22 protein-coding genes and 2 tRNA genes are annotated in these 22,844 nt (G+C 65.9%); 9 read left to right on the forward strand and 15 right to left on the reverse strand.

Going from position 1 to position 22,844, the window contains the following annotated elements:
• Window positions 1–104 precede the first annotated feature (104 nt).
• The 10 genes from ACXDF8_RS02280 to dnaA all read right to left on the reverse strand — a co-directional run bounded on the left by ACXDF8_RS02280 (window position 105) and on the right by dnaA (window position 12,096).
• Window positions 105–177 (reverse strand) — tRNA-Ala (locus ACXDF8_RS02280).
• A 133-nt stretch (window positions 178–310) separates the two neighbouring features.
• Window positions 311–384, reverse strand: a tRNA-Ile gene (locus tag ACXDF8_RS02285).
• A gap of 129 nt (window positions 385–513) precedes the next feature.
• Window positions 514–1,401 carry a DUF3566 domain-containing protein gene (locus tag ACXDF8_RS02290; protein ID WP_457221610.1) on the reverse strand — a complete coding sequence of 296 codons (888 nt, stop codon included), beginning with the start codon at window positions 1,399–1,401 and terminating at the stop codon, window positions 514–516.
• A gap of 30 nt (window positions 1,402–1,431) precedes the next feature.
• Window positions 1,432–3,951 carry a DNA gyrase subunit A gene (gene gyrA / locus ACXDF8_RS02295; protein WP_457221611.1) on the reverse strand — a complete coding sequence of 840 codons (2,520 nt, stop codon included), beginning with the start codon at window positions 3,949–3,951 and terminating at the stop codon, window positions 1,432–1,434.
• A gap of 63 nt (window positions 3,952–4,014) precedes the next feature.
• Window positions 4,015–6,030 (reverse strand): DNA topoisomerase (ATP-hydrolyzing) subunit B, encoded by a 2,016-nt coding sequence (gene gyrB / locus ACXDF8_RS02300; RefSeq protein WP_457221612.1) that lies wholly within the window; start codon window positions 6,028–6,030, stop codon window positions 4,015–4,017.
• Window positions 6,031–6,253: 223 nt separating this feature from the next.
• On the reverse strand, window positions 6,254–6,817 hold the full coding sequence (locus ACXDF8_RS02305; RefSeq protein WP_457221613.1) for a DUF721 family protein: 564 nt from the start codon (window positions 6,815–6,817) through the stop codon (window positions 6,254–6,256).
• A complete protein-coding gene (recF, locus tag ACXDF8_RS02310) occupies window positions 6,814–7,965 on the reverse strand; it encodes a DNA replication/repair protein RecF (RefSeq protein WP_457221614.1) in 1,152 nt (383 codons plus the stop codon). The genes ACXDF8_RS02305 and recF overlap by 4 nt, the downstream gene beginning before the upstream one ends.
• 6 nt (window positions 7,966–7,971) lie before the next feature.
• Window positions 7,972–8,865: a phosphogluconate dehydrogenase (NAD(+)-dependent, decarboxylating) gene (gnd, locus tag ACXDF8_RS02315; protein ID WP_457221615.1), complete on the reverse strand. Its 894-nt coding sequence runs from the start codon at window positions 8,863–8,865 to the stop codon at window positions 7,972–7,974.
• Between the two features lie 28 nt (window positions 8,866–8,893).
• Window positions 8,894–10,078, reverse strand: a complete 1,185-nt coding sequence (gene dnaN, locus ACXDF8_RS02320; RefSeq protein WP_457221616.1) for a DNA polymerase III subunit beta — start codon at window positions 10,076–10,078, stop codon at window positions 8,894–8,896.
• Window positions 10,079–10,593: 515 nt separating this feature from the next.
• Complete coding sequence (gene dnaA / locus ACXDF8_RS02325; protein ID WP_457221617.1) at window positions 10,594–12,096, reverse strand: chromosomal replication initiator protein DnaA; 1,503 nt, start codon at window positions 12,094–12,096, stop codon at window positions 10,594–10,596.
• A gap of 562 nt (window positions 12,097–12,658) precedes the next feature.
• Between dnaA and rpmH the strand changes: the two genes are divergently transcribed.
• The 9 genes from rpmH to ACXDF8_RS02370 all read left to right on the forward strand — a co-directional run bounded on the left by rpmH (window position 12,659) and on the right by ACXDF8_RS02370 (window position 18,784).
• A complete protein-coding gene (rpmH, locus tag ACXDF8_RS02330; protein WP_005142265.1) occupies window positions 12,659–12,802 on the forward strand; it encodes a 50S ribosomal protein L34 in 144 nt (47 codons plus the stop codon).
• Between the two features lie 18 nt (window positions 12,803–12,820).
• A complete protein-coding gene (gene rnpA / locus ACXDF8_RS02335; protein WP_457221618.1) occupies window positions 12,821–13,171 on the forward strand; it encodes a ribonuclease P protein component in 351 nt (116 codons plus the stop codon).
• Complete coding sequence (gene yidD / locus ACXDF8_RS02340; protein ID WP_457221619.1) at window positions 13,168–13,503, forward strand: membrane protein insertion efficiency factor YidD; 336 nt, start codon at window positions 13,168–13,170, stop codon at window positions 13,501–13,503. Before rnpA ends, yidD begins: the two co-directional genes overlap by 4 nt.
• A complete protein-coding gene (yidC, locus tag ACXDF8_RS02345) occupies window positions 13,496–14,581 on the forward strand; it encodes a membrane protein insertase YidC (protein WP_457221620.1) in 1,086 nt (361 codons plus the stop codon). The genes yidD and yidC overlap by 8 nt, the downstream gene beginning before the upstream one ends.
• A gap of 34 nt (window positions 14,582–14,615) precedes the next feature.
• The gene (locus ACXDF8_RS02350) at window positions 14,616–15,143 is read left to right on the forward strand and encodes a Jag family protein (RefSeq protein ID WP_457221621.1); all 528 of its coding nucleotides are present in this window, start codon (window positions 14,616–14,618) and stop codon (window positions 15,141–15,143) included.
• Window positions 15,144–15,189: 46 nt separating this feature from the next.
• On the forward strand, window positions 15,190–15,894 hold the full coding sequence (gene rsmG / locus ACXDF8_RS02355; RefSeq protein WP_457221711.1) for a 16S rRNA (guanine(527)-N(7))-methyltransferase RsmG: 705 nt from the start codon (window positions 15,190–15,192) through the stop codon (window positions 15,892–15,894).
• On the forward strand, window positions 15,891–16,847 hold the full coding sequence (locus ACXDF8_RS02360) for a ParA family protein (protein ID WP_457221622.1): 957 nt from the start codon (window positions 15,891–15,893) through the stop codon (window positions 16,845–16,847). Before rsmG ends, ACXDF8_RS02360 begins: the two co-directional genes overlap by 4 nt.
• Window positions 16,844–17,815 (forward strand): ParB/RepB/Spo0J family partition protein, encoded by a 972-nt coding sequence (locus ACXDF8_RS02365; RefSeq protein WP_457221623.1) that lies wholly within the window; start codon window positions 16,844–16,846, stop codon window positions 17,813–17,815. Before ACXDF8_RS02360 ends, ACXDF8_RS02365 begins: the two co-directional genes overlap by 4 nt.
• 228 nt (window positions 17,816–18,043) lie before the next feature.
• Entirely contained in the window at window positions 18,044–18,784 is a 741-nt protein-coding gene (locus ACXDF8_RS02370) for an acetyltransferase (RefSeq protein ID WP_457221624.1), read from the forward strand.
• On the opposite strand, the gene ACXDF8_RS02375 is transcribed toward ACXDF8_RS02370, so the two are convergent.
• The 5 genes from ACXDF8_RS02375 to sigM form a co-directional block, all read right to left on the reverse strand.
• The gene (locus ACXDF8_RS02375) at window positions 18,781–20,028 is read right to left on the reverse strand and encodes an N-acetylmuramoyl-L-alanine amidase (RefSeq protein WP_457221625.1); all 1,248 of its coding nucleotides are present in this window, start codon (window positions 20,026–20,028) and stop codon (window positions 18,781–18,783) included. The two genes, ACXDF8_RS02370 and ACXDF8_RS02375, sit on opposite strands and share 4 nt — an antisense overlap.
• A 199-nt stretch (window positions 20,029–20,227) precedes the next feature.
• Complete coding sequence (trxA, locus tag ACXDF8_RS02380; RefSeq protein ID WP_457221626.1) at window positions 20,228–20,560, reverse strand: thioredoxin; 333 nt, start codon at window positions 20,558–20,560, stop codon at window positions 20,228–20,230.
• Window positions 20,557–21,537, reverse strand: a complete 981-nt coding sequence (trxB, locus tag ACXDF8_RS02385) for a thioredoxin-disulfide reductase (RefSeq protein WP_457221627.1) — start codon at window positions 21,535–21,537, stop codon at window positions 20,557–20,559. The genes trxA and trxB overlap by 4 nt, the downstream gene beginning before the upstream one ends.
• A 110-nt stretch (window positions 21,538–21,647) precedes the next feature.
• Window positions 21,648–22,163, reverse strand: a complete 516-nt coding sequence (locus ACXDF8_RS02390; RefSeq protein WP_457221628.1) for an RsmA family anti-sigma factor — start codon at window positions 22,161–22,163, stop codon at window positions 21,648–21,650.
• A gap of 55 nt (window positions 22,164–22,218) precedes the next feature.
• Window positions 22,219–22,788: an RNA polymerase sigma factor SigM gene (gene sigM, locus ACXDF8_RS02395; protein WP_457221629.1), complete on the reverse strand. Its 570-nt coding sequence runs from the start codon at window positions 22,786–22,788 to the stop codon at window positions 22,219–22,221.
• Window positions 22,789–22,844 lie beyond the last annotated feature (56 nt).

The raw sequence follows: 22,844 nt of genomic DNA on the forward strand, positions 1-22,844 counted from the left end.
GATCACCGTTTCCGCGTTCGATGCGCGGCGGCCGGAACCGGGTGCGGTGGATCGGGTGAGCGGTGAGATATGCCGGCGGCGGCGTCTGCCGGTGAGAGGGTTTGTGGAGCCTAGGAGATTCGAACTCCTGACATCTGCCTTGCAAAGGCAGCGCTCTACCAACTGAGCTAAGGCCCCGTCCGAATGCCTCGGTCGTCGAGGTTGTGCCAGATCTCACCACGGCGGTTGCGAATCAACACCGCGGCGCCGGCAAGCACCGCCAGCAGCAGCACAATCCTCACGGGCGCCCTTCCCGTCGACCAGGACATCGTGGGCCTAGGAGGACTCGAACCTCCGACCTCTTCGTTATCAGCGAAGCGCTCTAACCGCCTGAGCTATAGGCCCGTAATCGCATTACGACCGAGCGACGAGATTACCGTACCGGCACCTTCGAACCCAAACCGCGCTGTCGCTCGGAGGCGGGCACAGCTCACATACCGTCCTGAAACGGCGGCGCAGTGACCTGCCGGGGTGTCAATCCCGGTCGGCCAGCGTGACCTCGACGCCGCCGACGATGTCGGTGCTCAGGTTGTAGATGAACGCACCGGCGGTGGCCATCGCGGTCAACAGCACGATGTTGACCAGCCCGACCAGAGCCGCGCCGCCGAAAATCGTGCCGCTGGAGACCAACTCGCCGCCACCGCCGCTGGTGGCGGTGAGTAGATCGCCGACATTGCTGTTGAGCTTGCTCCATACCCCCATGCCGCCGAGCACGAGGTAAAGGAATGCCACCGCGATCATCCAGACGAAGAACAGCGCAATCGACAGCAGCAGCGACACCTTCAGCGTGCTCCACGGATCGATGTGCCGGATCTGCATGCTGGCCCGAACGGGGCCGCGCGAACGGCCCGCTGCGGCCTGGATCCGGGACGCTGCGCCGGCTGCACGGCTGGGCTGCTCGGCGGGGCGCTCCGGTGCGGGCTTGCGTTGGACCGGTTTCGGCGGGGTCTGCCCGGACAGGTCCGGCAACTCACTGCCATAGGCCTCCGACCGCGCCCCCTCGGTGCGCTCGGGCCGGTTGGGGGATGCGTCGTTCTCCTGACGGGGCGCAGACGGGCCGCCCGCACCGGACAGGTCGGGGGCCGCTGAGCCAGTAATGAACCGGCTGACCCTGGCCTCCACGTTCGGTCCAGGACCTGGCGGGGGTCCCGGCCGGGCGTCGGGTCGAGTCGGGCCCTCGCCGGGGCGCTGTGGGGGACCGCCCTGCCGGGCACGCGCGGCGCCGCGCTGCCATGGCGGGATCTCACCCGATCCGCCGTTGGCCGCCGGCGCGGGCCGGACCCCGGCCCGCTCGGCCGCGCCGTTCCCGTTACCGGGGCCGTCTCCCGGTCCGGGTTGGCCCGGCTCGTTCGGTGCGCTCACCGCCACTCCTAACCTTCTCGCCCAGCCGCGCTACGTTGCGTCGGTTTCAGGGTCCAGCTCGGCCACTTCGTCCGTGCTGTCCTGCTCCTCGGCATTGCGGGCAATGGCTAACAGTGTGTCGCCCTCACCCAGGTTCATCAAGCGAACGCCCTTGGTCTGGCGTCCGGCCTTGCGGACCTGGCGTGCGGCGGTGCGGATGACACCGCCGCCCGAGGTGATGGCGTACAGCTCACTGTCCTCGTCGACCACCAATGCGCCCACCAGACTGCCACGGCGGCGGTCGTATTGGATGGTCAGGATGCCTTTTCCACCGCGGCCCTGCGCGGTGTACTCCTCGATCGCGGTGCGCTTGGCGTATCCACCGGCCGTCGCAACCAGCAGATACGTTCCCTCCCGCACAACGTTGAGCGACAACAGCTGGTCATCGGCGTTGAACCGCATGCCCTGCACGCCCGAGGTGGCCCGGCCCATCGGGCGCAGCGCCTCGTCGGTCGCCGAGAACCGGATCGACTGGCCGTTGGCACTGACCAGCAACAGATCGTCCTCCGCCGAGCACAGCACCGCACCGACCAGCTCGTCGCCGTCGCGCAGGTTCACCGCCACGATGCCGCCCGAGCGGTTGGAGTCGAAGTCGGTCAGCTTGGACTTCTTCACCAACCCGGCGCGGGTGGCCAGCACCAGATAGGGCGCGTCCTCGTAGCTCTTGATCTGGATGACCTGAGCGATGCGCTCCTCGGGCTGGAAGGCCAGCAGATTCGCCACGTGCTGGCCGCGCGCGGTCCGCGAGGCCTCTGGCAGCTCGTAGGCCTTGGCGCGGTACACCCGGCCCTGCGTGGTGAAGAACAGGATCCAGTCGTGCGTCGAGCACACGAAGAAGTGCCGGACGATGTCGTCCTGCTTGAGCCCGGCGCCCTGCACACCCTTGCCGCCGCGCTTCTGGCTGCGGTACAGGTCGGTCTTGGTGCGCTTGGCGTAGCCGGTCTCGGTGATGGTGACGACGACGTCCTCGCGGGCGATCAGGTCCTCGTCGGAGACGTCACCGTCGGCGGCGATGATCCGGGTGCGCCGGTCATCCCCGTGCTTCTCGGCGAGCTCGGCCAGCTCGTCGCGCACGATGGCGCGCTGACGCTCCGGCTTGGCCAGGATGTCTTCCAGGTCCGCGATCTCGGCCTCGATCTTGGCCAGATCGTCGACGATGCGCTGACGCTCCAGGGCGGCCAGCCGACGCAGCTGCATGTCCAGGATCGCCTGGGCCTGGATCTCGTCGACGTCCAGCAGTTCCATCAAGCCCACCCGGGCCACGTCGGCGCTCTCCGACGCTCGGATCAACGCGATCACTTCGTCGAGAGCGTCGAGGGCCTTGACCAGACCGCGCAGAATGTGGGCCCGCTCGTTGGCCTTACGCAACCGGTAGGTGGTGCGCCGGATGATCACGTCGAGCTGGTGGGCGACGTAGTAGCGGATCATCTGGTCCAGGCGCAACGTCCTGGGCACGCCGTCGACGATCGAGAGCATGTTGGCGCCGAAGCTAGTCTGCAGCTGGGTGTGCTTGTAGAGGTTGTTCAGCACCACCTTGGCCACGGCGTCGCGCTTGATCTCGACGACGATGCGCAGGCCGACCCGGTCGCTGGACTGGTCCTCGATGTTGGAGATGCCGGTCAGCCGGCCGTCGCGGACCTGCTCGGCGATCGAGGTGATGAAGTTGTCGTGGTTGACCTGATACGGCAGCTCGGTGATGACGATCGACGTACGGCCGCGGGCGTCCTCTTCGATCTCGACCACACCGCGCATGCGGATCGACCCGCGCCCGGTCGTGTAGGCATCCTGGATGCCCTGGGATCCGACGATCAGACCGTGGGTGGGGAAGTCCGGGCCCTTGACCCGCTCGCACACTGCGGCCAGCGTTTCCTCTTCGTCGGCCTCGTGGTTCTCCAGGCACCAGTAGACGGCCTCGGCCAACTCCCGCAGGTTGTGCGGCGGGATGTTGGTGGCCATACCGACGGCGATGCCGCCGGAGCCGTTGGCCAGCAGGTTCGGGAACCGGCTCGGCAAAACTGTCGGCTCCTGCACGCGCCCGTCGTAGTTGGGAATGAAATCGACTGTCTCCTCATCGATTTCACGCAACATCTCCATGGCCAGCGGCGTCAGCCGGGCCTCGGTGTACCGCATCGCGGCGGCCGGGTCGTTGCCGGGCGAGCCGAAGTTGCCCTGGCCGTCGACCAGGGGATAGCGCAGCGACCACGGCTGGGCCATCCGCACCAGGGTGTCATAGATCGACGCGTCACCATGGGGGTGGTAGTTACCCATCGTCTCGGCAACGGAGCGTGCGGATTTCGCGTGACTGCGGTCCGGGCGGAAACCGGAGTCGTACATCGCGTAGAGCACGCGGCGGTGCACCGGCTTGAGACCATCCCGCACCTCGGGCAGCGCGCGCCCGACGATCACGCTCATCGCATAGTCGATGTAGCTGCGCTGCATCTCCTGCTGGATGTCGACCGGCTCGATCCGGTCGCCGGCTTCGTCGCCGGGGGGCAACGTGGTGTCAGTCATATGATCCTCTTTTGTCCCTACGCGGGGTTAAGCATCGTGAACGTCTCGAGCCGCATGAATGTCTCAGACATCCAGGAAGCGAACGTCTTTGGCGTTGCGGGTGATGAAGCTGCGCCGGGCCTCGACGTCCTCGCCCATCAGGATCGAGAACAGTTCGTCTGCCGCGGCAGCGTCGTCGAGCGTGACCTGGCGAAGCACCCGGACCGAGGGGTCCATCGTGGTCTCCCACAGCTCCTTGGCGTCCATCTCACCCAGACCCTTGTACCGCTGGATACCGTCGTCGGTGTTGATCCGCTTGCCCGCGGCCTTGCCCGCCTCGAGTAGCCCGTCGCGCTCCCGGTCGGAATAGGCGAATTCCGGTTCGCTGCGCTGCCATTTGAGTTTGTACAGCGGCGGCTGTGCCAAGAAGATGTGGCCGTGCTCCACCAGCGGCTTCATGAAGCGGAACAGCAAGGTGAGCAACAGCGTCGAAATGTGCTGTCCGTCAACGTCTGCGTCGGCCATCAGGACGATCTTGTGGTAACGCAGCTTGGACAGATCGAACTCGTCGTGGATGCCGGTTCCCAGTGCGGTGATGATCGCCTGGACTTCGGTGTTCTTCAGCACGCGGTCGATACGCGCCTTCTCGACGTTGATGATCTTGCCGCGCAACGGCAGGATCGCCTGGAACATCGAGTCGCGGCCGCTCTTGGCCGAGCCGCCGGCCGAATCACCCTCCACCACATACAGTTCGGACTTGCTGGGGTCGGTGGAGCGGCAGTCGGCGAGCTTGCCGGGCAGGCCGCCGATGTCGGTGGCGCTCTTGCGGCGCACCAACTCACGCGCCTTGCGGGCCGCGATGCGCGCTTGTGCCGACGAAACCGCTTTGTTCACAACCGTTTTGGCCTCGGTGGGGTTGGCCTCGAACCAGTGCGTGAGCTGCTCGTTGCAGATCTTCTGGACGAACGACTTCACCTCGGTGTTGCCGAGCTTGGTCTTGGTCTGCCCCTCGAACTGCGGCTGGGACACCTTCACCGAGATCACCGCGGCCAGGCCCTCACGGATGTCGTCGCCGGTAAGGTTGGCGTCCTTCTCCTTGAGCAACTTCTTGTCTTTGGCGTACTTGTTGACCACGGTGGTCAACGCCGCCCGGAAGCCCTCTTCGTGGGTGCCGCCCTCGTGAGTGTTGATCGTGTTCGCGAAGGTGTGCACCGACTCCGAATAGCCCGCGTTCCACTGCATCGCGATCTCGACCTCGTGGCCGGGGCCCTTACCGTCGAAGTCGATGACGCTGGGCTGGATCGGATTCTTGGTGCGGTTGATGTGCTTGACGAAATCGACCAGGCCGCCGGGGTAGTGGAACACCCGGTGCTTGACCTTGTGCTGGCCCGACGACGCCTCGGCGGCCTTGTCCTCGGCCGACTTCGGCGCCTCGGCGGTGTCGCTGACGACTTCGTCGACCACGTCTTCGGCCGCGACCCGCTCGTCGGTCAGCTCGATCGTGAGTCCCTTGTTCAGGAACGCCATCTCCTGGAGCCGGCGGGCGATGGTCTCGAAGTCGTAAGTGGTGGTCTCGAAGATGCTCGGATCGGCCCAGAACCGGATGGTGGTGCCGGTCTTGGTGGTCTTCTCACCCTGACGCAGGGTGCCGGGCACCGAGTGGTCGTAAGTCTGGAACCACTCGTGACCCCCGGTGCGCACGTCGGCTTCCAGCCGAGTAGACAGCGCATTGACCACGGAGACGCCGACGCCGTGCAGACCACCGGACACCTGGTAGGCGCCCTCTTCGAACTTGCCGCCGGCGTGCAGCACGGTCATCACGACGTCGATGGTGGGAATGCCGGTGGAGTGCATGGCCACCGGGATACCGCGGCCGTCGTCGGTGACCTGAACGCCGCCGTCCTCGAGGATCCGAACGTCTACTCGGGTGGCAAAACCCGCCATGGCCTCGTCGACCGCGTTGTCCACGACTTCCCACACCAGGTGGTGCAGGCCGCGCTCGCCGGTCGAGCCGATGTACATACCTGGGCGTTTACGCACTGCCTCGAGACCTTCGAGGACTTTGATGGATTCGGCACCGTACTGTTCTGTGGCAGCCACTAGCGGAACGCTCTCCTTGGGGTTCGCGGCGCACGGATCATCTGACCGGGCGCGAGTCTCGGTCCAGTCTACCGTCAAGTGAGGTTCGGACCGATGCTGTGGCGGCGTTTCTACACACCTAGTTGCGCCGTGCACGGAATTTCTCGGATCGGCATACGTCTTGACGCTTGAAGCGGGCGTCGACGAGCGTCTCGTGGCCGTCAGCCGACTGTGATACAGCGACTTATCCGTAGGTGTCGCGCGGCCCCCGCCCGGAGATGTGCAGCTTGCCCTTGCGCCACGACGGCGCGACCGGACCGGTGATCTTCAGCGTGGTCACCACGCCGTCCCCGACCGCGGCAGCGATCTTGGCGAGCAGTTGCGTCTGCACCATCCGCAGCTGGGTGGCCCACGCGGTGGATTCGGCCGCCACACTCAAGACGCCATCCCGCAAGGTGGTGGGCTGGGCATGCTCGGCGATCTGCTCCCCGACGACGGTCTCCCACTGGGCGAACACCGTGCCTTCGGCGACCCGGCCGGTCCACCCGCGCGTCTTGGCCACTTCACTGGCCGCCGAGCCCAGCGGTTGGGGATCACGACGGTCTGGGCCAGGACCCGACCACGCCCGACTACCGCGCGGTGTCGTCCGGCGAACTCCGGGGGAGCGGCGTCCATGGCCCACCTCCTTACCCTGACTCCGCGCGGCGCCGCGGGCCTCTTCCAAGGCCCGCCGTACCAGGTCCATCCCGGCCAGGCCGGCGAGATGCTCAGGCGGGCCGAGGGGATCGGCATCGTCGGGCTCGGTCATGACGCCAGCACCGACATCCGGCCGTTGTCGTCGTCACGCAACACGATCCCGATCCGGGTGGCGTCCCAGTCCGGCGGAATGTCCTCACCCACGGCGGCGGTGACCAAGACCTGCTCGGCGTCGGCGGCGACCCCCGCCAGCGCACGGCGCCGGGCGTTGTCCAGTTCGGCGAACACGTCGTCGAGTATCAACACCGGTTCACTCCCCTCGGTACGCAACAACTCATAAGAGGCCAGCCGCAACGCCAGTGCCATTGACCAGGATTCACCATGACTGGCGAATCCTTTGGCAAGCTGGTCACCGAGCCGCAGTTCGAGATCGTCGCGGTGCGGCCCGACAAGACACACCCCGCGCTCCAGCTCGGCGTCGCGGCGCCGGGCCAACCCGGCTAGCAATGCGGCCTCGAGGGACTCAACCCCGTGTTCGCCGTCGATTCGGTCAGAATCGACACTGCTGCGGTAGGCGATGGCGGCCGGGCGTGATGCCGGCGCCAGCAACTGGTAAGCCTTCTCCACCTCCGGGGCCAGCATGTTGGTCAGCTCCATCCGGGCAGCCATCAGCTCCGCGCCGTGGGCCGCGAGGTGACCGTCCCACACCTCGAGAGTCTCGACGATCCCCGAGTCGCTCCGAAACCGCCCTCCTGCAGCGGATTTCAGGAGCGCGGTGCGTTGCTTGAGAACTTTGTCGTAGTCGGCACGCACCGCCGCGATGCGTGGGCGGCGGACCGTCGCCAACTCGTCGAGATAACGGCGGCGCTCGCCGGGATCCCCGCGGACCAGCGCGAGGTCTTCCGGAGCAAACAACACCGCACGGACCGCACCCAATACCTCGCGCGTACTGCGCACCGGCGAGCGGTTCAGCCGCGCCTTGTTCGCGCGACCCGCCGCGATCTCGATGTCGACGGCCAGTTCCCGACCCTCGTTGACCACGATCGTCGACACCACTGCGCGGTCGGAACCGGCACGGATGAGAGGCGCGTCGGTTGCGACCCGGTGCGAACCGAGTGTGGCGCAATACCACAGCGCCTCAACAAGATTCGTTTTACCGAAACCGTTGGGGCCGACGAACACCGTGCGCCCCGGCGCCAACTCCAGATCGACGTGCTCCCAAGACCGGAAGTCGCGCAGTGCCAGGTGTCGTACGAACATCGGGTGCTATCCCGACAGCGGGGTCCGCTTGACCGCGTGTCCGCCGAACTGGTTGCGCAGCGCCGAGACCGCCTTCATCGTCGGCGAATCGTCCTGCCGGGAAGCGAATCGGGCGAACAGGGAGGCTGCGATCACCGGCATCGGAACCCGGTGGCGGATAGCCTCTTCCACGGTCCACCGGCCTTCACCGGAATCCTCGGTGTAGCCGGAAATGGCGTCGAACGATGGGTCTTCCTTGAGCGCCTTGGCGAGCAACTGTTGCAGCCACGACCGGACTACGGTGCCGTTGGTCCAGGCCTGGATGACCGCCTGGGTGTCCTTGATCAACGGCTCGGCGGCCAGCAGCTCGTAGCCTTCGGCGTAGGCCATCATCAACCCGTACTCGATCCCGTTGTGCACCATCTTGGCGTAGTGACCGGCACCGACCGGGCCCGCGTGCACGAAGCCGTCGGCCAGCTCGCCGGCCGGGCGCAGGGTGTCGAAGATCGGCATGACGCGGGCGACGTCGTCGTCACTGCCACCCACCATCAGCCCGTAGCCCTCTTCCAGGCCCCAGATGCCGCCGGAGACACCGGCGTCGACGAACGAAATCCCGTTCTTGGCAAGCAATTCGGCGTGCGGTCCGTCTTCGGTGTACTTCGAGTTGCCACCGTCGACGACGAGGTCACCTGGGCTGAGAACCTCGGCCAGCGAGCTGATCGTGTCGTTGGTGATGGGACCAGAAGGAACCATCACCCACACCACCCGGGGCGCCGTGAGGGCCTCGGCCAGTGCGGCCAGGCTGGGCACGTCGCTGACCTCGGGCCGCGGATCGAAACCGATGACTTCATGGCCTCCTTCGCGCAACCGCTGGCGCATGTTGAAGCCCATTTTTCCAAGGCCGACCAAACCCAACTGCATGTGTGCCCCTCTTGTCGGTGATCTCCGGTCAGCCGGGCAGTCGCACCGGCATCAACAGGTATACGTAGTCGGTTTGAACGGCAGGAAACGGTCCGGTGCCTTCCACCTGTGCGTCACCAGCCGGGCGCAACACCGCCGGACGGCTCGGGGTGGTGAAACCGAACGTCACCCGATCCGAATGCAGCGATCCCAAACCGTCAGTCAGGTAGGTCGGGTTGAACGCGATGGTCAGCGGTTCGCCGGCGAACTCTACCGGCAGATCCTCCTCGGCTCGCCCGACATCGTCGGCGCCGGCGGACAGCCGCAGGACGCCGTCACCGAATTCCATCCGCACCTGGGCGCCACGATCGGCGACCAGCGCCACACGCTTGATCGCCTCGGTGAGTTCCGAGACCGCAATCGTGGCCACCGCGGTGTGCTCGCTGGGCAGCAACTGGCGGAATTTGGGGAACTCGGCGTCGAGCAGGCGCGTGGTGCTGCGCTTACCGCCGCTGCGGATACCGAGCAGACCTTCCTTGCCGACCGACGAGCCGGCCCCGAGTGCAAGGTGCACCTCGGCTCCGGAGGTACCGGCCTTGGCCGCCTCGGCCAGCGTCTTGGCCGGTACGAGCACCGCGGCTTCCAGGCTAGGGGAGGACGTTGCCCAGGTCAGCTCACGAACAGCCAGGCGGAAGCGGTCGGTGGCCGCCAAAACCACTGTGTCGCCGGAAATCTCCACGCGGATGCCGGTCAGCATCGGCAGCGTGTCGTCACGTCCCGCGGCGACCGCGACCTGACCGATGGCCTCGGCGAACAGATCGGCTGAGACCACACCGGTCTCCTCTGGCAGGGAGGGCAGCGCCGGATAGTCCTCGACCGCCATCGTGGGCAGGGAGAACCGCGCGCTTCCGCAGGTCAGCGACACCCGGGTGCCTTCCACGGTGACGTCGACGGGCTTGGCCGGCAAGGCCCTGGTGATGTCGGACAACAGCCGACCGGACACCAAAACACTTCCTGGAGAAGCAATTTCAGCTGCGACCTGAACTTCTGTCGACACTTCGTAGTCGAAACCCGAGATGGTCAGCCCGTCCTCGGTGCCGGTGAGTAGCACGCCGGCCAGGACCGGCACCGTCGGCCGGCTCGGCAGGTTACGTGCGACCCAGGCCACCGCGTCGGCGAAGTCTTCCCGCACCAGGCGGAATTTCAAGTCGGAGCCAACCGTCGTCGTCGCCACGTCCATAGTGTCCCTTCATCACCGCACCAACCCCGACCAGCGCTCACTGCAGTGTGCTGGGCACTGGCAAGCGTGATCTGTGAGCGACAGCCGCTGAACGGCAGTCAGAAGAACAACCGTAGAGCGTCGGGCGCCAACTTGAAAGCTAAACGATTCGGGTGACAAGGCCGTGACGAGCGCGAGTCGGTGTGGCTGTGTAGGAGCTGTTCCCCAAGCCTGTCTTCATGTAAGGAAATTGAGTAGAGAGAACAGCAACAGTAATAGGGCCTGTGCAACCTGTGGATTACAGCGATGACGCCCTGCTGGGATGCGGTCGGGGTATGTGGATCACCTGTGCAGTGGTGAATGCCAATTTGGGCGCCGGTGTGTACAGCCTGATGTTGTCCACGACGATCCCGGGGATTCGGTGGTGCCGGGGGATGTTGTCCACAGTTGTGTGCACAACATGGGGATGTGGCCACTGATACGAGTGTTACTAAAGTTTTTTGTGTAAGACAGCCGGCGAACGCGGGATTTCAGCGCTTGGAGCGCTGGCGGATCCGGGTGGTGAGCTCCTTGACGTGATCGAACACCTCACGCCGGTGGGCCATTTCACCGCGGATCTTCTTCTCCGCATACATGACGGTCGTGTGATCCCGGCCGAATGCCTGCCCGATCTTGGGCAGTGAGAGGTCGGTGAGTTCACGGCAGAGATACATAGCGATCTGGCGGGACTGGGCCAGAGCGCGGGTCTTACCTGGCCCGCGGAGTTCCTCGACGCTGATGTCGAAGTACTCGGCGGTGGCAGCCATGATGGCCGCGGTACTGATCTGCATGGTGCTGGCATCGGATATCAGATCGCGCAACACGATTTCGGCCAGAGACTTGTCGATCGGTGTTTTGTTCAGCGAGGCGAAGGCGGTGACCCGGATCAGGGCGCCCTCGAGTTCGCGGATGTTGCGTTCGATGCTGCTCGCGATCAGTTCCAGGACGTCGTCGGGCACGTCGAGCCGTTCCATCTGCGCTTTCTTACGCAGGATGGCGATGCGGGTCTCCAACTCCGGCGGTTGGACATCGGTGATCAGACCCCATTCGAAGCGAGTCCGTAGCCGGTCCTCGAGGGTGGCCAGCTGTTTGGGCGGCCGATCGGAGGAGATGACGATCTGCTTGTTGGCGTTGTGCAACGTGTTGAAGGTATGGAAGAACTCCTCCTGGATGCCTTCCTTGCCTTCGATGAACTGGATGTCATCGACCAACAGCACGTCGATATCGCGGTAGCTGCGCTTGAACGCGACCTTGCGATCGTCACGCAGTGAGTTGATGAAGTCGTTGGTGAACTCTTCGGTGGAGACGTACTTCACCCGCATACCCGGAAAGAGTCGTTGGGCATAGTTGCCGGCCGCGTGCAGCAGGTGAGTCTTGCCGAGGCCGGATTCACCCCAGATGAACAGCGGGTTGTAGGCCCGGGCGGGCGCCTCGGCGATTGCTAGCGCGGCGGCGTGAGCAAACCGGTTGGAGGCACCGATGACGAACGTGTCAAAGGTGTAGCGCCGGTTGAGGCTGATGCCGGGAGCTTCCGCGGACGGATTGCTACGCGGCCGATCGATGAAATAGCTCGGCCAGGTCTCGTGCGCGCTGGCCAACGCCTCGCGGTCTTCGTCGACCTCGTCGAGTTCGTGCTCGACGGCGGTGGGCTCGGCGGTGGGTGGTTCGTCGTCGGATTGGTCCGCGGGCGGGGCGATACGGACCCCGAGCTCGACGCGCTGGCCGAGGCGCCGGCTAAGCGCGTCGACGATCTGGGTGCGCAGGTGGCGTTCGATCTCGTTCTGGACGAAGCTGCTCGGGACCGAGAGCAATGCGAAACCTTCAGCGATGGTCAGCGGCTGGACCAGCTTTAACCAGGCACGTTGCTGAGGAGTGAGCGGAGAGTCGGGGACCGAGCCATTGCCCGGGCGGGAGTCGCGAATACCGTCGCCGTTGAGCTCGGCGACGACGGAACTCCACACCGTGGCGAATGCTGAACCGGGATCATCGGTCAACGACAGATCCCCCTGGTCCGCAGGTCGGCAACAAACAAGTCAGACGCCGAAAAAACTGTCCACAAAGTTATCCACAGGTGTGGACAGGACAGTCGTTCGTGTCTCGCAGCATATCGGCGCAGGGTGTCGGGTCGGCGGCCAATCCGGTCAATCGGTGATGTCTGGATTGTCCGCTGCCCCGTGCCCCCACAACTGATGATCGCGTGCCGCCTCGGCTGAAGCGGCTTTGGCAGAAGCTAACAGTTTTCCCGGCAGGTGCCAACCGTTCTGCAACATTGCGATCACGGCGATTTCGGCTCTGCGCTGCGGCGCGTGACGGTTGAGACGGCAGTAAATTCGTGCGCAGATTGGGCGGCTGTATGACGCGGTTTGACCAGGCGAAGTGACGTCAGTACCCTCGAACAGTCGCCCGAACGTAGGCGACACGGCTGCGACCGGGTTTCCGGGACTGCGCCGGTTACGAGCGAGACCAGAGCTTACCAACGGCAGTCGCGTTCGTCCGGGTACACCACAGGTGTGTGCACCGGTCGGGCACTGCCAGACGCAACAAGGAGAGACAGCCGTGGCCAAGGGCAAGCGGACCTTCCAGCCGAACAACCGGCGCCGGGCGCGGGTTCATGGTTTCCGGCTGCGCATGCGCACTCGCGCCGGGCGCGCCATCGTGACAGGCCGGCGCCGCAAGGGTCGTCGTTCACTGACCGCCTGATCCGTAGGATCTCGCGGCGTGCTGCCGGCCCAGTACCGGATGACACGGTCTGCGGAGTTCGGCGCCACAGTCAAGCATGGGGTACGAGCGGCGCAGGCCGACATCGTCGTGCATGCCCGACGGGAATCCGACGGTGGTCCACGAATAGGTTTGGTGGTCGCCAAGTCCGTGGGCTCAGCGGTGCAGCGTCACCAAGTCGCACGACGGCTCCGTCATATCGCTCGCACTGTGCTCCCGGAGCTTGATCCGCGGGAACGCATCGTGATCCGTGCCCTGCCAAGTAGCCGCACCGCGGTGTCCGCAAGGCTGGAGCAGCAGTTGCGCGCGGGTCTGCGTCGCACCCACGATCTGATGGAGAAGGGTCGATGAGTACATCCTCTTCGTCCGGCTCTTCGTCGGACTCGTCCTGGTTGGTCCGGCTGCGGAGCTTTCCGGTCCGCACACTGATCTTTGCGATCGAGTTGTACCGCCACACGATCTCTCCGATGCGGTTACCGACATGCCGGTTCACCCCCACCTGCAGTCAGTACGCGGTCGACGCGTTGACCGAGTACGGGTTGATCCGGGGGAGCTGGCTTACCGCTGCCCGACTGGCGAAGTGCGGGCCGTGGCATCGGGGAGGATGGGACCCGATACCCGAGCGGTGCCCGCAGGCACCCGGGACAAGTCTCGAACCTGACGGCAGGAGCGCGCATGTTTAATTGGTTCAGCCTCGACATCATCTATTACCCGGTGTCGGGCATCATGTGGCTTTGGTACCGGCTCTTTGCGTTCATCCTCGGGCCGTCGAACTTCTTTGCCTGGGCCCTGTCGGTGATGTTCCTGGTGTTCAGCCTGCGTGCCCTGCTGTACAAGCCGTTCGTGCGGCAGATTCGCACCACCCGCCAGATGCAGGAGCTGCAGCCCCAGATCAAGGCACTGCAGAAGAAGTATGGCAAGGACCGTCAGCGGATGGCCCTGGAGATGCAGAAGCTACAGCGCGAGCACGGCTTCAACCCGATCCTCGGCTGTCTGCCGATGCTCGCGCAGATCCCGGTGTTCCTCGGTCTCTACCACGTATTGCGCTCGTTCAACCGCACTCAGGGCGGCTTCGGCCAGCCTCAGTTGTCCCCGGAGCTGAACCGATCGCTGGGTAACTACGTGTTCAGTGCTGCCGACGTGGGCCATTTCTTGGACGCCAATCTCTTCGGTGCGCCCATCGGTGCGTTTATTACGCAGTCGAAGGGCCTTGACGCGTTCACCGAGTTCAGTCGACCGGCCGTGATCGCGGTGTCCGTCCCGCTGATGCTGCTGGCCGGCGTCGCCACCTACTTCAACAGCCGCGCGTCGGTGGCTCGGCAGAGTCCCGAGGCGGCGGCCAACCCACAGACCGCGATGATGAACAAGCTCGCGCTCTACGTCTTTCCGCTCGGCGTGGTTGTCGGCGGACCGTTCCTTCCGATCGCCATCATCATCTACTGGGTCTCCAACAACATCTGGACCTTCGCCCAGCAGCACATTGTGTTCGGCAGGATCGAGAAGGAAGAAGAAGCCAAAAAGGAAGAGGCGTTGGCGCGCCGTTCGGCGAATGCTCCCGCACCCGGAGTGAAGCCGACCAAGCCGAAGAAGTCGACGACGTCCACATCCGGCAGCACCAACGGTGCGTCGGCGGACGAAGGTGAGACTGAGCCAGCGGGTGTCGAGACCGACACCGATGCTGCTGCCGGCGACTCGACCGATGGGGGTACGGCCAGCCGTACACCGCGGCCGGGGGCGCGGCCCAAGAAACGTAAGCGTTGACCGGAGATCGCTCCGGTGGAAGAGGGAGAGACACATGGCGGAAGCAGACACCACAGAATTGACCGACCCTGACGTCGTGGTCGCTAAGACCGACGACCTCGAGGACCGCCTCGTCGCCGAAGGCGAGATTGCCGGCGACTATCTGGAAGAGCTGCTCGATCTGTTGGACTTCGATGGCGACATCGATCTGGACGTCGAGGGCAACCGGGCGATCGTGAGCATCGACGGTGGGGAAGATCTCGCGAAGCTCGTAGGCCGAAAGGGCGAGGTGCTCGACGCGCTTCAGGAGCTAACTCGGTTGGCCGTGCACCAGAAGACCGGTGAGCGTAGCCGCTTGATGCTCGATATCGCGAACTGGCGCCGTCGCCGCCGCGAGGAGCTCACTGCCCTTGGTGGCAAGGTGGCCCGTCGGGTGCTGGAGACTGGTGAGCGGGAAGAGTTGGCTCCGATGACGCCGTTTGAGCGCAAGATCGTGCATGACGCAGTTGCGGGCGTCAACGGTGTGCACAGCGAGAGCGAGGGCGTCGAGCCGTCGCGGCGCGTCGTCGTATTGAAGGACTGAAGTTACATCGATGTAGTTCGGTGTGCGGCTGCCCGATGACCGGAGGATGTTTCACGTGAAACATGGCGAAGCGCCACCACCTCCCGAGGCTGCCGAGCAGGTCTTCGGTGATCGTCTGGCCGTGGCGCATCGCTATGCCGATCTGCTCGCGGGTCCCGGGGTGGAGCGCGGGCTGATCGGACCCCGCGAGGTGGACCGAATCTGGGATCGCCACATCCTGAACAGCGCGGCGCTGGCGGAGCTGTTGGAGCCTGAGACGGCGGTTGTGGATATAGGTAGTGGCGCCGGACTGCCGGGGATACCACTGGCTATCCTGCGCCCGGATCTTCGAGTCACGCTGGTCGAGCCGATGCAGCGCCGGACCGACTTCCTGAATGATGCGGTGGCGGCGCTCGGGGTTTCGGTGACTGTGATTCGTGGCCGGGCCGAAGAGGCAGGTGTGCGAGCCCAAGCCGGCAACGCGGATGCAGTGGTCTCCCGGGCGGTGGCGGCGTTGGACAAACTCGCTCGATGGAGCCTTCCCTTGCTGCGACCCGGTGGGCGGATGCTCGCCCTGAAGGGCGAGCGAGCCGAGGAAGAGGTCGCTGATAGTCGTCGTGAAATGGCATCGTTAGGCGCAACCGATGTCGGAGTGGTGAGATGTGGCGTGAGCTATTTGGAGCCTCCCGCGACCGTGGTGATCGCGGTGTGCGGGGAGCGGCCAACCGGCCGCAGGCGGACCGTGCGAAGGTCGGAGAGAAGAGGACCATGACTGTCCCACCGAACGCCGATCCCGGGAAGGCCGGCGCCGATGTTTCACGTGAAACATGGCCGACGCCCGACGACTACGACACTCCCATAGGTGCCGCCGCAGAGCGCGCCATGAAGGTTCTGCACACCGTTGCCGGCCAGCTACCTCGCCCGCCGCACCGCCGCATCTTCACCGTTGCGAACCAGAAGGGCGGCGTCGGTAAGACGACGACGGCGGTGAACCTGGCCGCCGCACTCGCCGTGCAGGGTGTGAAGACGCTCGTGATCGATCTCGATCCACAGGGCAATGCCAGCACCGCGCTCGGCATCTCCGAGCGCCACTCCGGTACACCGTCGTCGTACGAGGTGCTCCTCGGGGAGATCCCCCTGCAGGCGGCGATCCGGCAGAGTCCGCACAGCGATCGGCTGTTCTGTGTGCCGGCCACCATCGACCTGGCCGGGGCCGAGATCGAACTCGTCAGCATGGTCGCCCGGGAGAATCGGCTGCGTACCGCACTGGCCGCGCTCGACGGCTCCGACTTCGATTACGTGTTCATCGACTGCCCGCCGTCGCTGGGTCTTCTCACGATCAACGCGCTCGTCGCCGCCCCGGAAGTCCTCATCCCGATCCAATGCGAGTACTACGCCCTGGAGGGTGTCTCGCAGCTGATGAACAACATCGAGATGGTCCGGGCGCACCTGAATCCTCAACTGAACGTCTCGACGGTCATCCTCACCATGTACGACGGACGCACCAAGCTGGCGGATCAGGTGGCCTCGGAGGTGCGCCGGTTCTTCGGTGACAAAGTCCTGAAAACCGTCATCCCGCGTAGCGTCAAGGTGTCCGAAGCGCCCGGCTACAGCATGACGATCATCGATTACGACCCCGGCTCGCGAGGGGCACTGAGTTATCTCGATGCGAGCCGGGAACTTTCCCAGCGAGCCACTCCGGCATCAGTGGAGGCACAGTCATGACACAGCCATCGCGACGCGCCAAGGGCGGTCTGGGTAGGGGACTGGCATCGCTCATTCCCACGGGTCCGGCCGACGGTGGACCCCGGATGGGCGAAGCGGCCGCCGATGTGGTCATCGGGGGTGGCGTGATCGACGCCGATGCGGTGGGCGCGGTGTACCGCGAGATCGACCCATCCGCGATCGAGCCGAACCCTCGTCAGCCCCGCCAGGTCTTCGATGAAGAGGCACTGGCGGAGCTGGTGCACTCGATCCGCGAGTTCGGCCTGATGCAGCCGATCGTCGTGCGCGAGGTGGCGGACGCAGCGCCGGGTGCGCCCCGCCGCTACCAGTTGGTTATGGGGGAGCGTCGGTGGCGGGCAGCTCAGCAGGCCGGGCTGGCCACCATTCCCGCGATCGTGCGAGAGACCGCCGAGGACAACCTTCTGCGCGACGCTCTCCTGGAGAACATCCACCGCGTCCAACTCAATCCACTGGAAGAGGCGGCGGCCTACCAGCAACTGCTGGACGAATTCGGCGTCACCCACGATGAACTGGCCGCCCGGATCGGGCGGTCCCGTCCGGTGATCAGCAACATGATTCGGCTGCTGCGGTTGCCGATCGCGGTCCAGCGCCGGGTCGCCGCGGGGGTGCTGTCGGCCGGTCATGCACGCGCGCTGCTGTCGCTGGAGGCCGGCCCGGAGGCACAGGAAGAACTCGCCGCGCGAATCATCGCTGAGGGATTGTCGGTCCGTGCCACCGAAGAAGCGGTCACGCTAGCCAACCGGAGCGAGACGAAGGCACCAACGCCGCCGCGCCGCAAGCCGATCCAGATGCCGGGCCTCCAGGATGTGGCCGAGCGGTTGTCGAGCACCTTCGACACCCGGGTGACGGTGAGCCTCGGCAAGCGCAAGGGCAAGATCGTCGTCGAGTTCGGCTCGGTCGATGATTTGCAACGCATCGTGAGCATGATGGACGGCCAAACCGGCTGAATTCGCCGACCCCACCGTACCGGCGAATTACGTCACTGTGACACTAACCTCGGGCAACGTTCGCTGTACTATCCCGATAGCTAGGAATTGCTCAGTGCATGAACCGATTTCGGATCCTCGGTCTTTTACAGGTGGTTGCCCGGCCCGCACTGGCAGGGGAGAGGTTGGCTCTCCTATTCTGGAGGAGCTGTTGTGCCCGTCCGCACCGCGTGAAAGCCGGGGAGGCTAGTGTCTGTTCGCATCATGCCGCTGCGACTCGAGGCTTTCGAGCAGCTCCCCAAGCACGCCCGCCGATGCGTCTTCTGGGAAGTCGATCCCGCCACCCTGAGTAAGGGTGACTATCTTCCCGATCCCGAATTCGAGAAGGAAGCGTGGCTGTCGATGGTCATGCTCGAGTGGGGATCGTGCGGGCAGGTCGCCGCGGTCGCATCCACCGACGGGACTGACGCCGACGCCGAAGAGTCGTGCCTGGGCTACATCCTCTACGCGCCGCCGGGCGCCGTGCCTCGGGCCCAGCGTTTCCCGACGGGTCCGGTGAGCGCCGACGCGGTCCTGCTGACATCGATGGGCACCGAGCCGGGGCAGGGGGAGGCGCTGACCCACTCCCTGGTCACTCACGTCGTGACCGAGCTCGTCCGGCGCGGCGTGCGTGCCTTGGAGGCGTTCGGCCGAACCGCGGAGTCCGCCGAACTGCTCGACCCCGATAACGTCGACCCTGCCATGCGCCCCGCTATCGAGGTCCTCGGAGACTGCTCCTTCGAGCAGTGCATGATCGACGCCGACATCCTCCTGGACGCCGGCTTCACCGTGGTGGCGCCGCACCGGTACTTCCCCCGGCTGCGCCTGGAGCTCGACAAGGGACTCGGCTGGAAGGCCGAGGTCGAGGCGGCGCTGGAGCGGTTGCTGGAGAGTGCGCAACTCCAGCAGCCGGTGGGCGTCGGCGCGTCGGTGCGTGGGTCGGCGAGTTAGAAGGCCGGCCGGGCCTGCTCGACCGAGAGCTCATGGGCGAGAAGCTCTGCGAAGGTGAACGTGCCCGTTGGGCGGTCGTTCTTACCTAGCAGGTAGAGGCGCTTCACCGCCGCCAGAATTCCTTCGGCGATGGAGTCACGCATCTGGGTGGTCACCAGCATGCTCCGGTCCCGCGGGTTGGTGATGTAGCCGACGTCGACCTGGACGGTGGGCATCCTGGTGAGCCGCAGCAGATCCCAGGTCCGGCCGTGCGTACGGCAGTCACGTAACCCGGTGCGCGCCACGACTTCTCGCTGAATGAAGTCGGCGAGGTTGCGGCCGATCGTCGACACCGAACCGTGCGAGCTGCCGAAGTAGAACGACGCGACGCCGTTGGCTGACGGACTGGCCTGGGTTTCACAACGCAGACTGATCATCAGGTCGGCGCCGACGGTGTTGGCGGTAGACGCCCGTTCGGCGTCAGCGGGGCTGCGATTGGAGGGCCGGGACAGGAACGTCTCCATGCCGATGGCCGTCATTCGGCCTTCCAGCCGAGATGCCAAGTCCCACAAGATGTCTGCCTCGCTGATCGGCCCCTCGGGGCCGTGTGTGATCAGTCCGTGGTCGCTTCCGCCGCGGCCCGGATCGATGATGATCCGTTTGCCGGACAGCCGGGGACCGGAGCGCCGCACCAGCTCTTCTTCGCGAATCGCGTGCAGCGAGCCGCCGGTCACCCGCGAACCGAGAAAGTACAAGGAGCGCAACGTTTCCGGGCCACAGATGCCGTCGGCGGCCAGACCATACTCGCGCTGATAGGACATCAGCGCGTTGTGTGTCTGCAGCCCGAAGTAGCCGTCAACCAGAGCGGTGTAGAAACCCAGCTCTTGCAGTTTGGACTGCAGCGTGGCCACGTCGTCGCCATACATGGGGGCACCGAACTGGTGAACCAGTGTCCGGGCGCCGAGCCGGTAGGAGGCTTCCTTGAGCGCGCGGTAGGTGGCCTCGCCGACGATGCCGTCGACGATGAGGCCACGGCGCTGCTGGAAGGCCCGCACCGCATCGTCGAGTTCGGCGTCGAACAGGTCGGCGGCCACGTGCCGGCCGGTGGTGAGGTTCTCGTCGGGATTGTCGAGCAGCCCCAGTGTGGCAAGGGTTGCCCTGATCTCGACGACCGCACTGGTGCGGTCACCGAGACGGAGGACGTCACCTCGGCCGTTCCGGTGCCAGGAGGCGTCGCCTCCGGCACCGGGGCTGAGACTCGACATACTGGGCCCTTCGGTCGCCGTGGTCAGCTGGTGTCAATGCGGCTGACGATTGCACACAGGCTAGGAAGTATTCTCGCAGAAGCCAGCGCCATTCCGGAAAACGGCAAGCGAAGCCGCTGGTAACGGAATCGTCTCGGTCCCCGTGGTTCCGGTTGCCCGGCTCGGTGAGTCAGCGGGGCAGCGGCCGCGCAGCGTCGGTCTAGACGACGTCGGCGATCTCGCGGAGCAGGGCAGCCTTGCCCTTGGCTCCGACGATCCGCTTCACCGGCTGCCCGTCCTTGAACAGGATCAGGGTGGGAATCGAAACCACCTGGAAATCACGCGCCGTCGCGGGATTGGCGTCGACGTCGAGCTTGGCGACGGTCAGTGCGCCGGCCTTCTCGGTGGCGATCTCCTCGAGCACCGGGGCGACCATCCGGCACGGGCCACACCAGGTTGCCCAAAAGTCAACCAGCACAGGGGTATTGCTCGACAAGACGTCCTGTGCGAAGGAGTCGTCGGAAACCGTCACGGTTGCGCCGCCGTCGCTCATTGCTGTGCTCCAATCATCTCGGTGGTTCCGGTCGCGCCGGAGTCGTGTGCCTCGGCGAGCCAGCGCTCGGCGTCGATCGCAGCCGAACAGCCCATGCCCGCCGCGGTGATGGCCTGGCGATAGGTGTGGTCGACGAGGTCTCCGGCGGCGAACACGCCGTCCACCGACGTCGCGGTGGTGCGGCCCCGCACGACGACATAGCCCTCGGAGTCGAGCTCCACGGCCCCGCGAACCAGTTGCGAGCGCGGGTCGTGGCCGATCGCGACGAACACGCCGGTCACGGCCAGCGTGGACGCCTCGCCGGTGATCGTGTTGCGGATCCGCAGGCCGGTGACGGTCTTGTCGCCTTCGACGGCGTCGACCGCGGTGTTGGTCAGGAACTTGATCTTGTCGTTCTCCCGGGCCCGCTCGAGCATGATCTTGGACGCGCGGAACTCGTCGCGTCGGTGCACCAGGGTCACGCTGCGCGCGAAGCGGGTCAGGAAAGTGGCTTCTTCCATCGCGGAGTCACCGCCGCCGATAACGGCAATGTCCTGGTCCTTGAAGAAGAACCCGTCACAGGTCGCGCAGGCGCTCACGCCGCGGCCCAGCAGCTCCTGCTCGCCGGGTACGCCCAGGTAACGCGCGGCAGCGCCCATCGCGAGGATGACCGCGCGGGCCAGGTGGGTCTCGCCGTCGCCGGTGACCACCTTCTTGACGGGGCCGTCGAGCTCGACGGCTTCGACGTCTTCCATCCGCAGGTCGGCACCGAAGCGCAGCGCCTGCTCCCGCATCTCATCCATCAGCTCCGGGCCGGTGATGCCCGACCGGAAGCCAGGGAAGTTCTCCACCTCGGTGGTGGTCATCAATGCGCCGCCGAAGGACGTGCCTTCGAAGACCAGGGGCTGCAGCTGAGCACGTGCGGTGTAGATGGCCGCGGTGTAGCCGGCCGGACCCGATCCGATCACGATCACGTCATGAACTGGGTTGGCGCTCATACCAGCCTTTCTGCTCCGGTCCCGCTGCCACGGGCAAGGGGCCTGTGGTCGGGTGCCTGTAGGACACCTGGTCAAACACCAGCGTAGGCGGCGCTGTTCCCGGCCGTGAACTATGGGCGGCGCACGGCCGTGTCGGCGATCTTCGCGGTGTCGACGGCGCTGCAGTTCGGTGCGACGGCCACCCCGACGAGCTCGTCGGGGCGGTCGCCGGGCAGCACGAGCACGACCGCGGCGCGACCGTCGATCTGGACCTGTTCAGCGCCCAGAACCTGGATCGAGCCGGGGTAGCCCAGGCCGCTGAGGCAGGACGCCCGCCGCCGAGGATCGGCCAGCGGGCCGAAGTCGGGGCTGCGGGCGACCAGCGCGGCCAACTCCCGGCCGGACACCGGAAAGGTCGGCGTAACTGTGATGAGACTCGCGCTGGTCAGCGTGCTGGCGGCCGGCTCGGGGGAGCGCAGCAGCGCGGTGGTGCCGACACCGATCGCCGCGACGACCGCCAGTGCTCCGGCGGCCGCCGCGACCAGCCGGCCGGTGTGCGGCGCCGGGTGCCGGGTATGCGTGGCGGCGCCGGCGTGGTGTCCCGGGGCGACGGTGTGCGGCCCGGCGTCGGCGGGGGTGGGCTCCACGCCCACCAGTGTGCCGTCCCGGAGGTTCCGGTAGTCGGGTTCGGTCCGCTGTCTGTCAGGCGACCACCGCCGCGGTATCGGTGTGCAGCGGTGCCAGTAGTACGGCCAACCGGGCTCTGGCCCGCGCGCAGCGGCTCTTCACCGTCCCCTCGGCGATGCCCAGCAGGACCGCGGCGTCGGCCACCGAATAGCCCTGCATGTCCACCGCCACTACGGCGGCGCGCTGTTCGACCGACAGCCGCATCAGGGCTCGGCGCACCACCAGCGTCGTCTCCACCTCACGGGTGCGGTCGGCCACGGCCGCGTCGTCGCTCAGCGGTTCGACCGGCCGGTGGCGATCCCGGCGCAGGCGATCCAGGCAGGCGTTGACGACGATTCGGTGCAGCCAGCTGCCGACGGCGGCGTCGTGCCGGAAGGCGGAGGCGCCGCGGTGGGCGGCAAGCATGGCGTCCTGCACGGCGTCTGCGGCGTCTTCCGGGTGACCGGTGGTCTGCCAGGCCAGCCGGTAGAGCCGTCGGTGGTGCCGGTGGAACAGTTCGGCGAATGCGTCCCCGTCGCCGGCGACGTGGGCGGCCAGCAGCTCGGAGTCGCTGCGGAGACGGTCCGGGATGGGGAAGCTGGCCACCGGCCGGACAGTATTGAAACCGCCGCAGCAGGGCACTTCACCCGCGCCGCAGCCTG

Source organism: Mycolicibacterium sp. CBM1 (genome assembly GCF_054073305.1).

Coding starts and splice junctions, on each gene's coding strand:
- recF (WP_457221614.1), bottom strand. CDS start 7,965: ATGTTCGTACGACACCTGGCACTGCGCGACTTCCGGTCTTGGGAGCAC.
- ACXDF8_RS02350 (WP_457221621.1), top strand. CDS start 14,616: ATGGCGGAAGCAGACACCACAGAATTGACCGACCCTGACGTCGTGGTC.
- gnd (WP_457221615.1), bottom strand. CDS start 8,865: ATGCAGTTGGGTTTGGTCGGCCTTGGAAAAATGGGCTTCAACATGCGC.
- rsmG (WP_457221711.1), top strand. CDS start 15,190: ATGTTTCACGTGAAACATGGCGAAGCGCCACCACCTCCCGAGGCTGCC.
- trxA (WP_457221626.1), bottom strand. CDS start 20,560: ATGAGCGACGGCGGCGCAACCGTGACGGTTTCCGACGACTCCTTCGCA.
- gyrA (WP_457221611.1), bottom strand. CDS start 3,951: ATGACTGACACCACGTTGCCCCCCGGCGACGAAGCCGGCGACCGGATC.
- yidD (WP_457221619.1), top strand. CDS start 13,168: ATGAGTACATCCTCTTCGTCCGGCTCTTCGTCGGACTCGTCCTGGTTG.
- yidC (WP_457221620.1), top strand. CDS start 13,496: ATGTTTAATTGGTTCAGCCTCGACATCATCTATTACCCGGTGTCGGGC.
- ACXDF8_RS02365 (WP_457221623.1), top strand. CDS start 16,844: ATGACACAGCCATCGCGACGCGCCAAGGGCGGTCTGGGTAGGGGACTG.
- ACXDF8_RS02305 (WP_457221613.1), bottom strand. CDS start 6,817: ATGACCGAGCCCGACGATGCCGATCCCCTCGGCCCGCCTGAGCATCTC.
- ACXDF8_RS02375 (WP_457221625.1), bottom strand. CDS start 20,028: ATGTCGAGTCTCAGCCCCGGTGCCGGAGGCGACGCCTCCTGGCACCGG.
- ACXDF8_RS02360 (WP_457221622.1), top strand. CDS start 15,891: ATGACTGTCCCACCGAACGCCGATCCCGGGAAGGCCGGCGCCGATGTT.
- trxB (WP_457221627.1), bottom strand. CDS start 21,537: ATGAGCGCCAACCCAGTTCATGACGTGATCGTGATCGGATCGGGTCCG.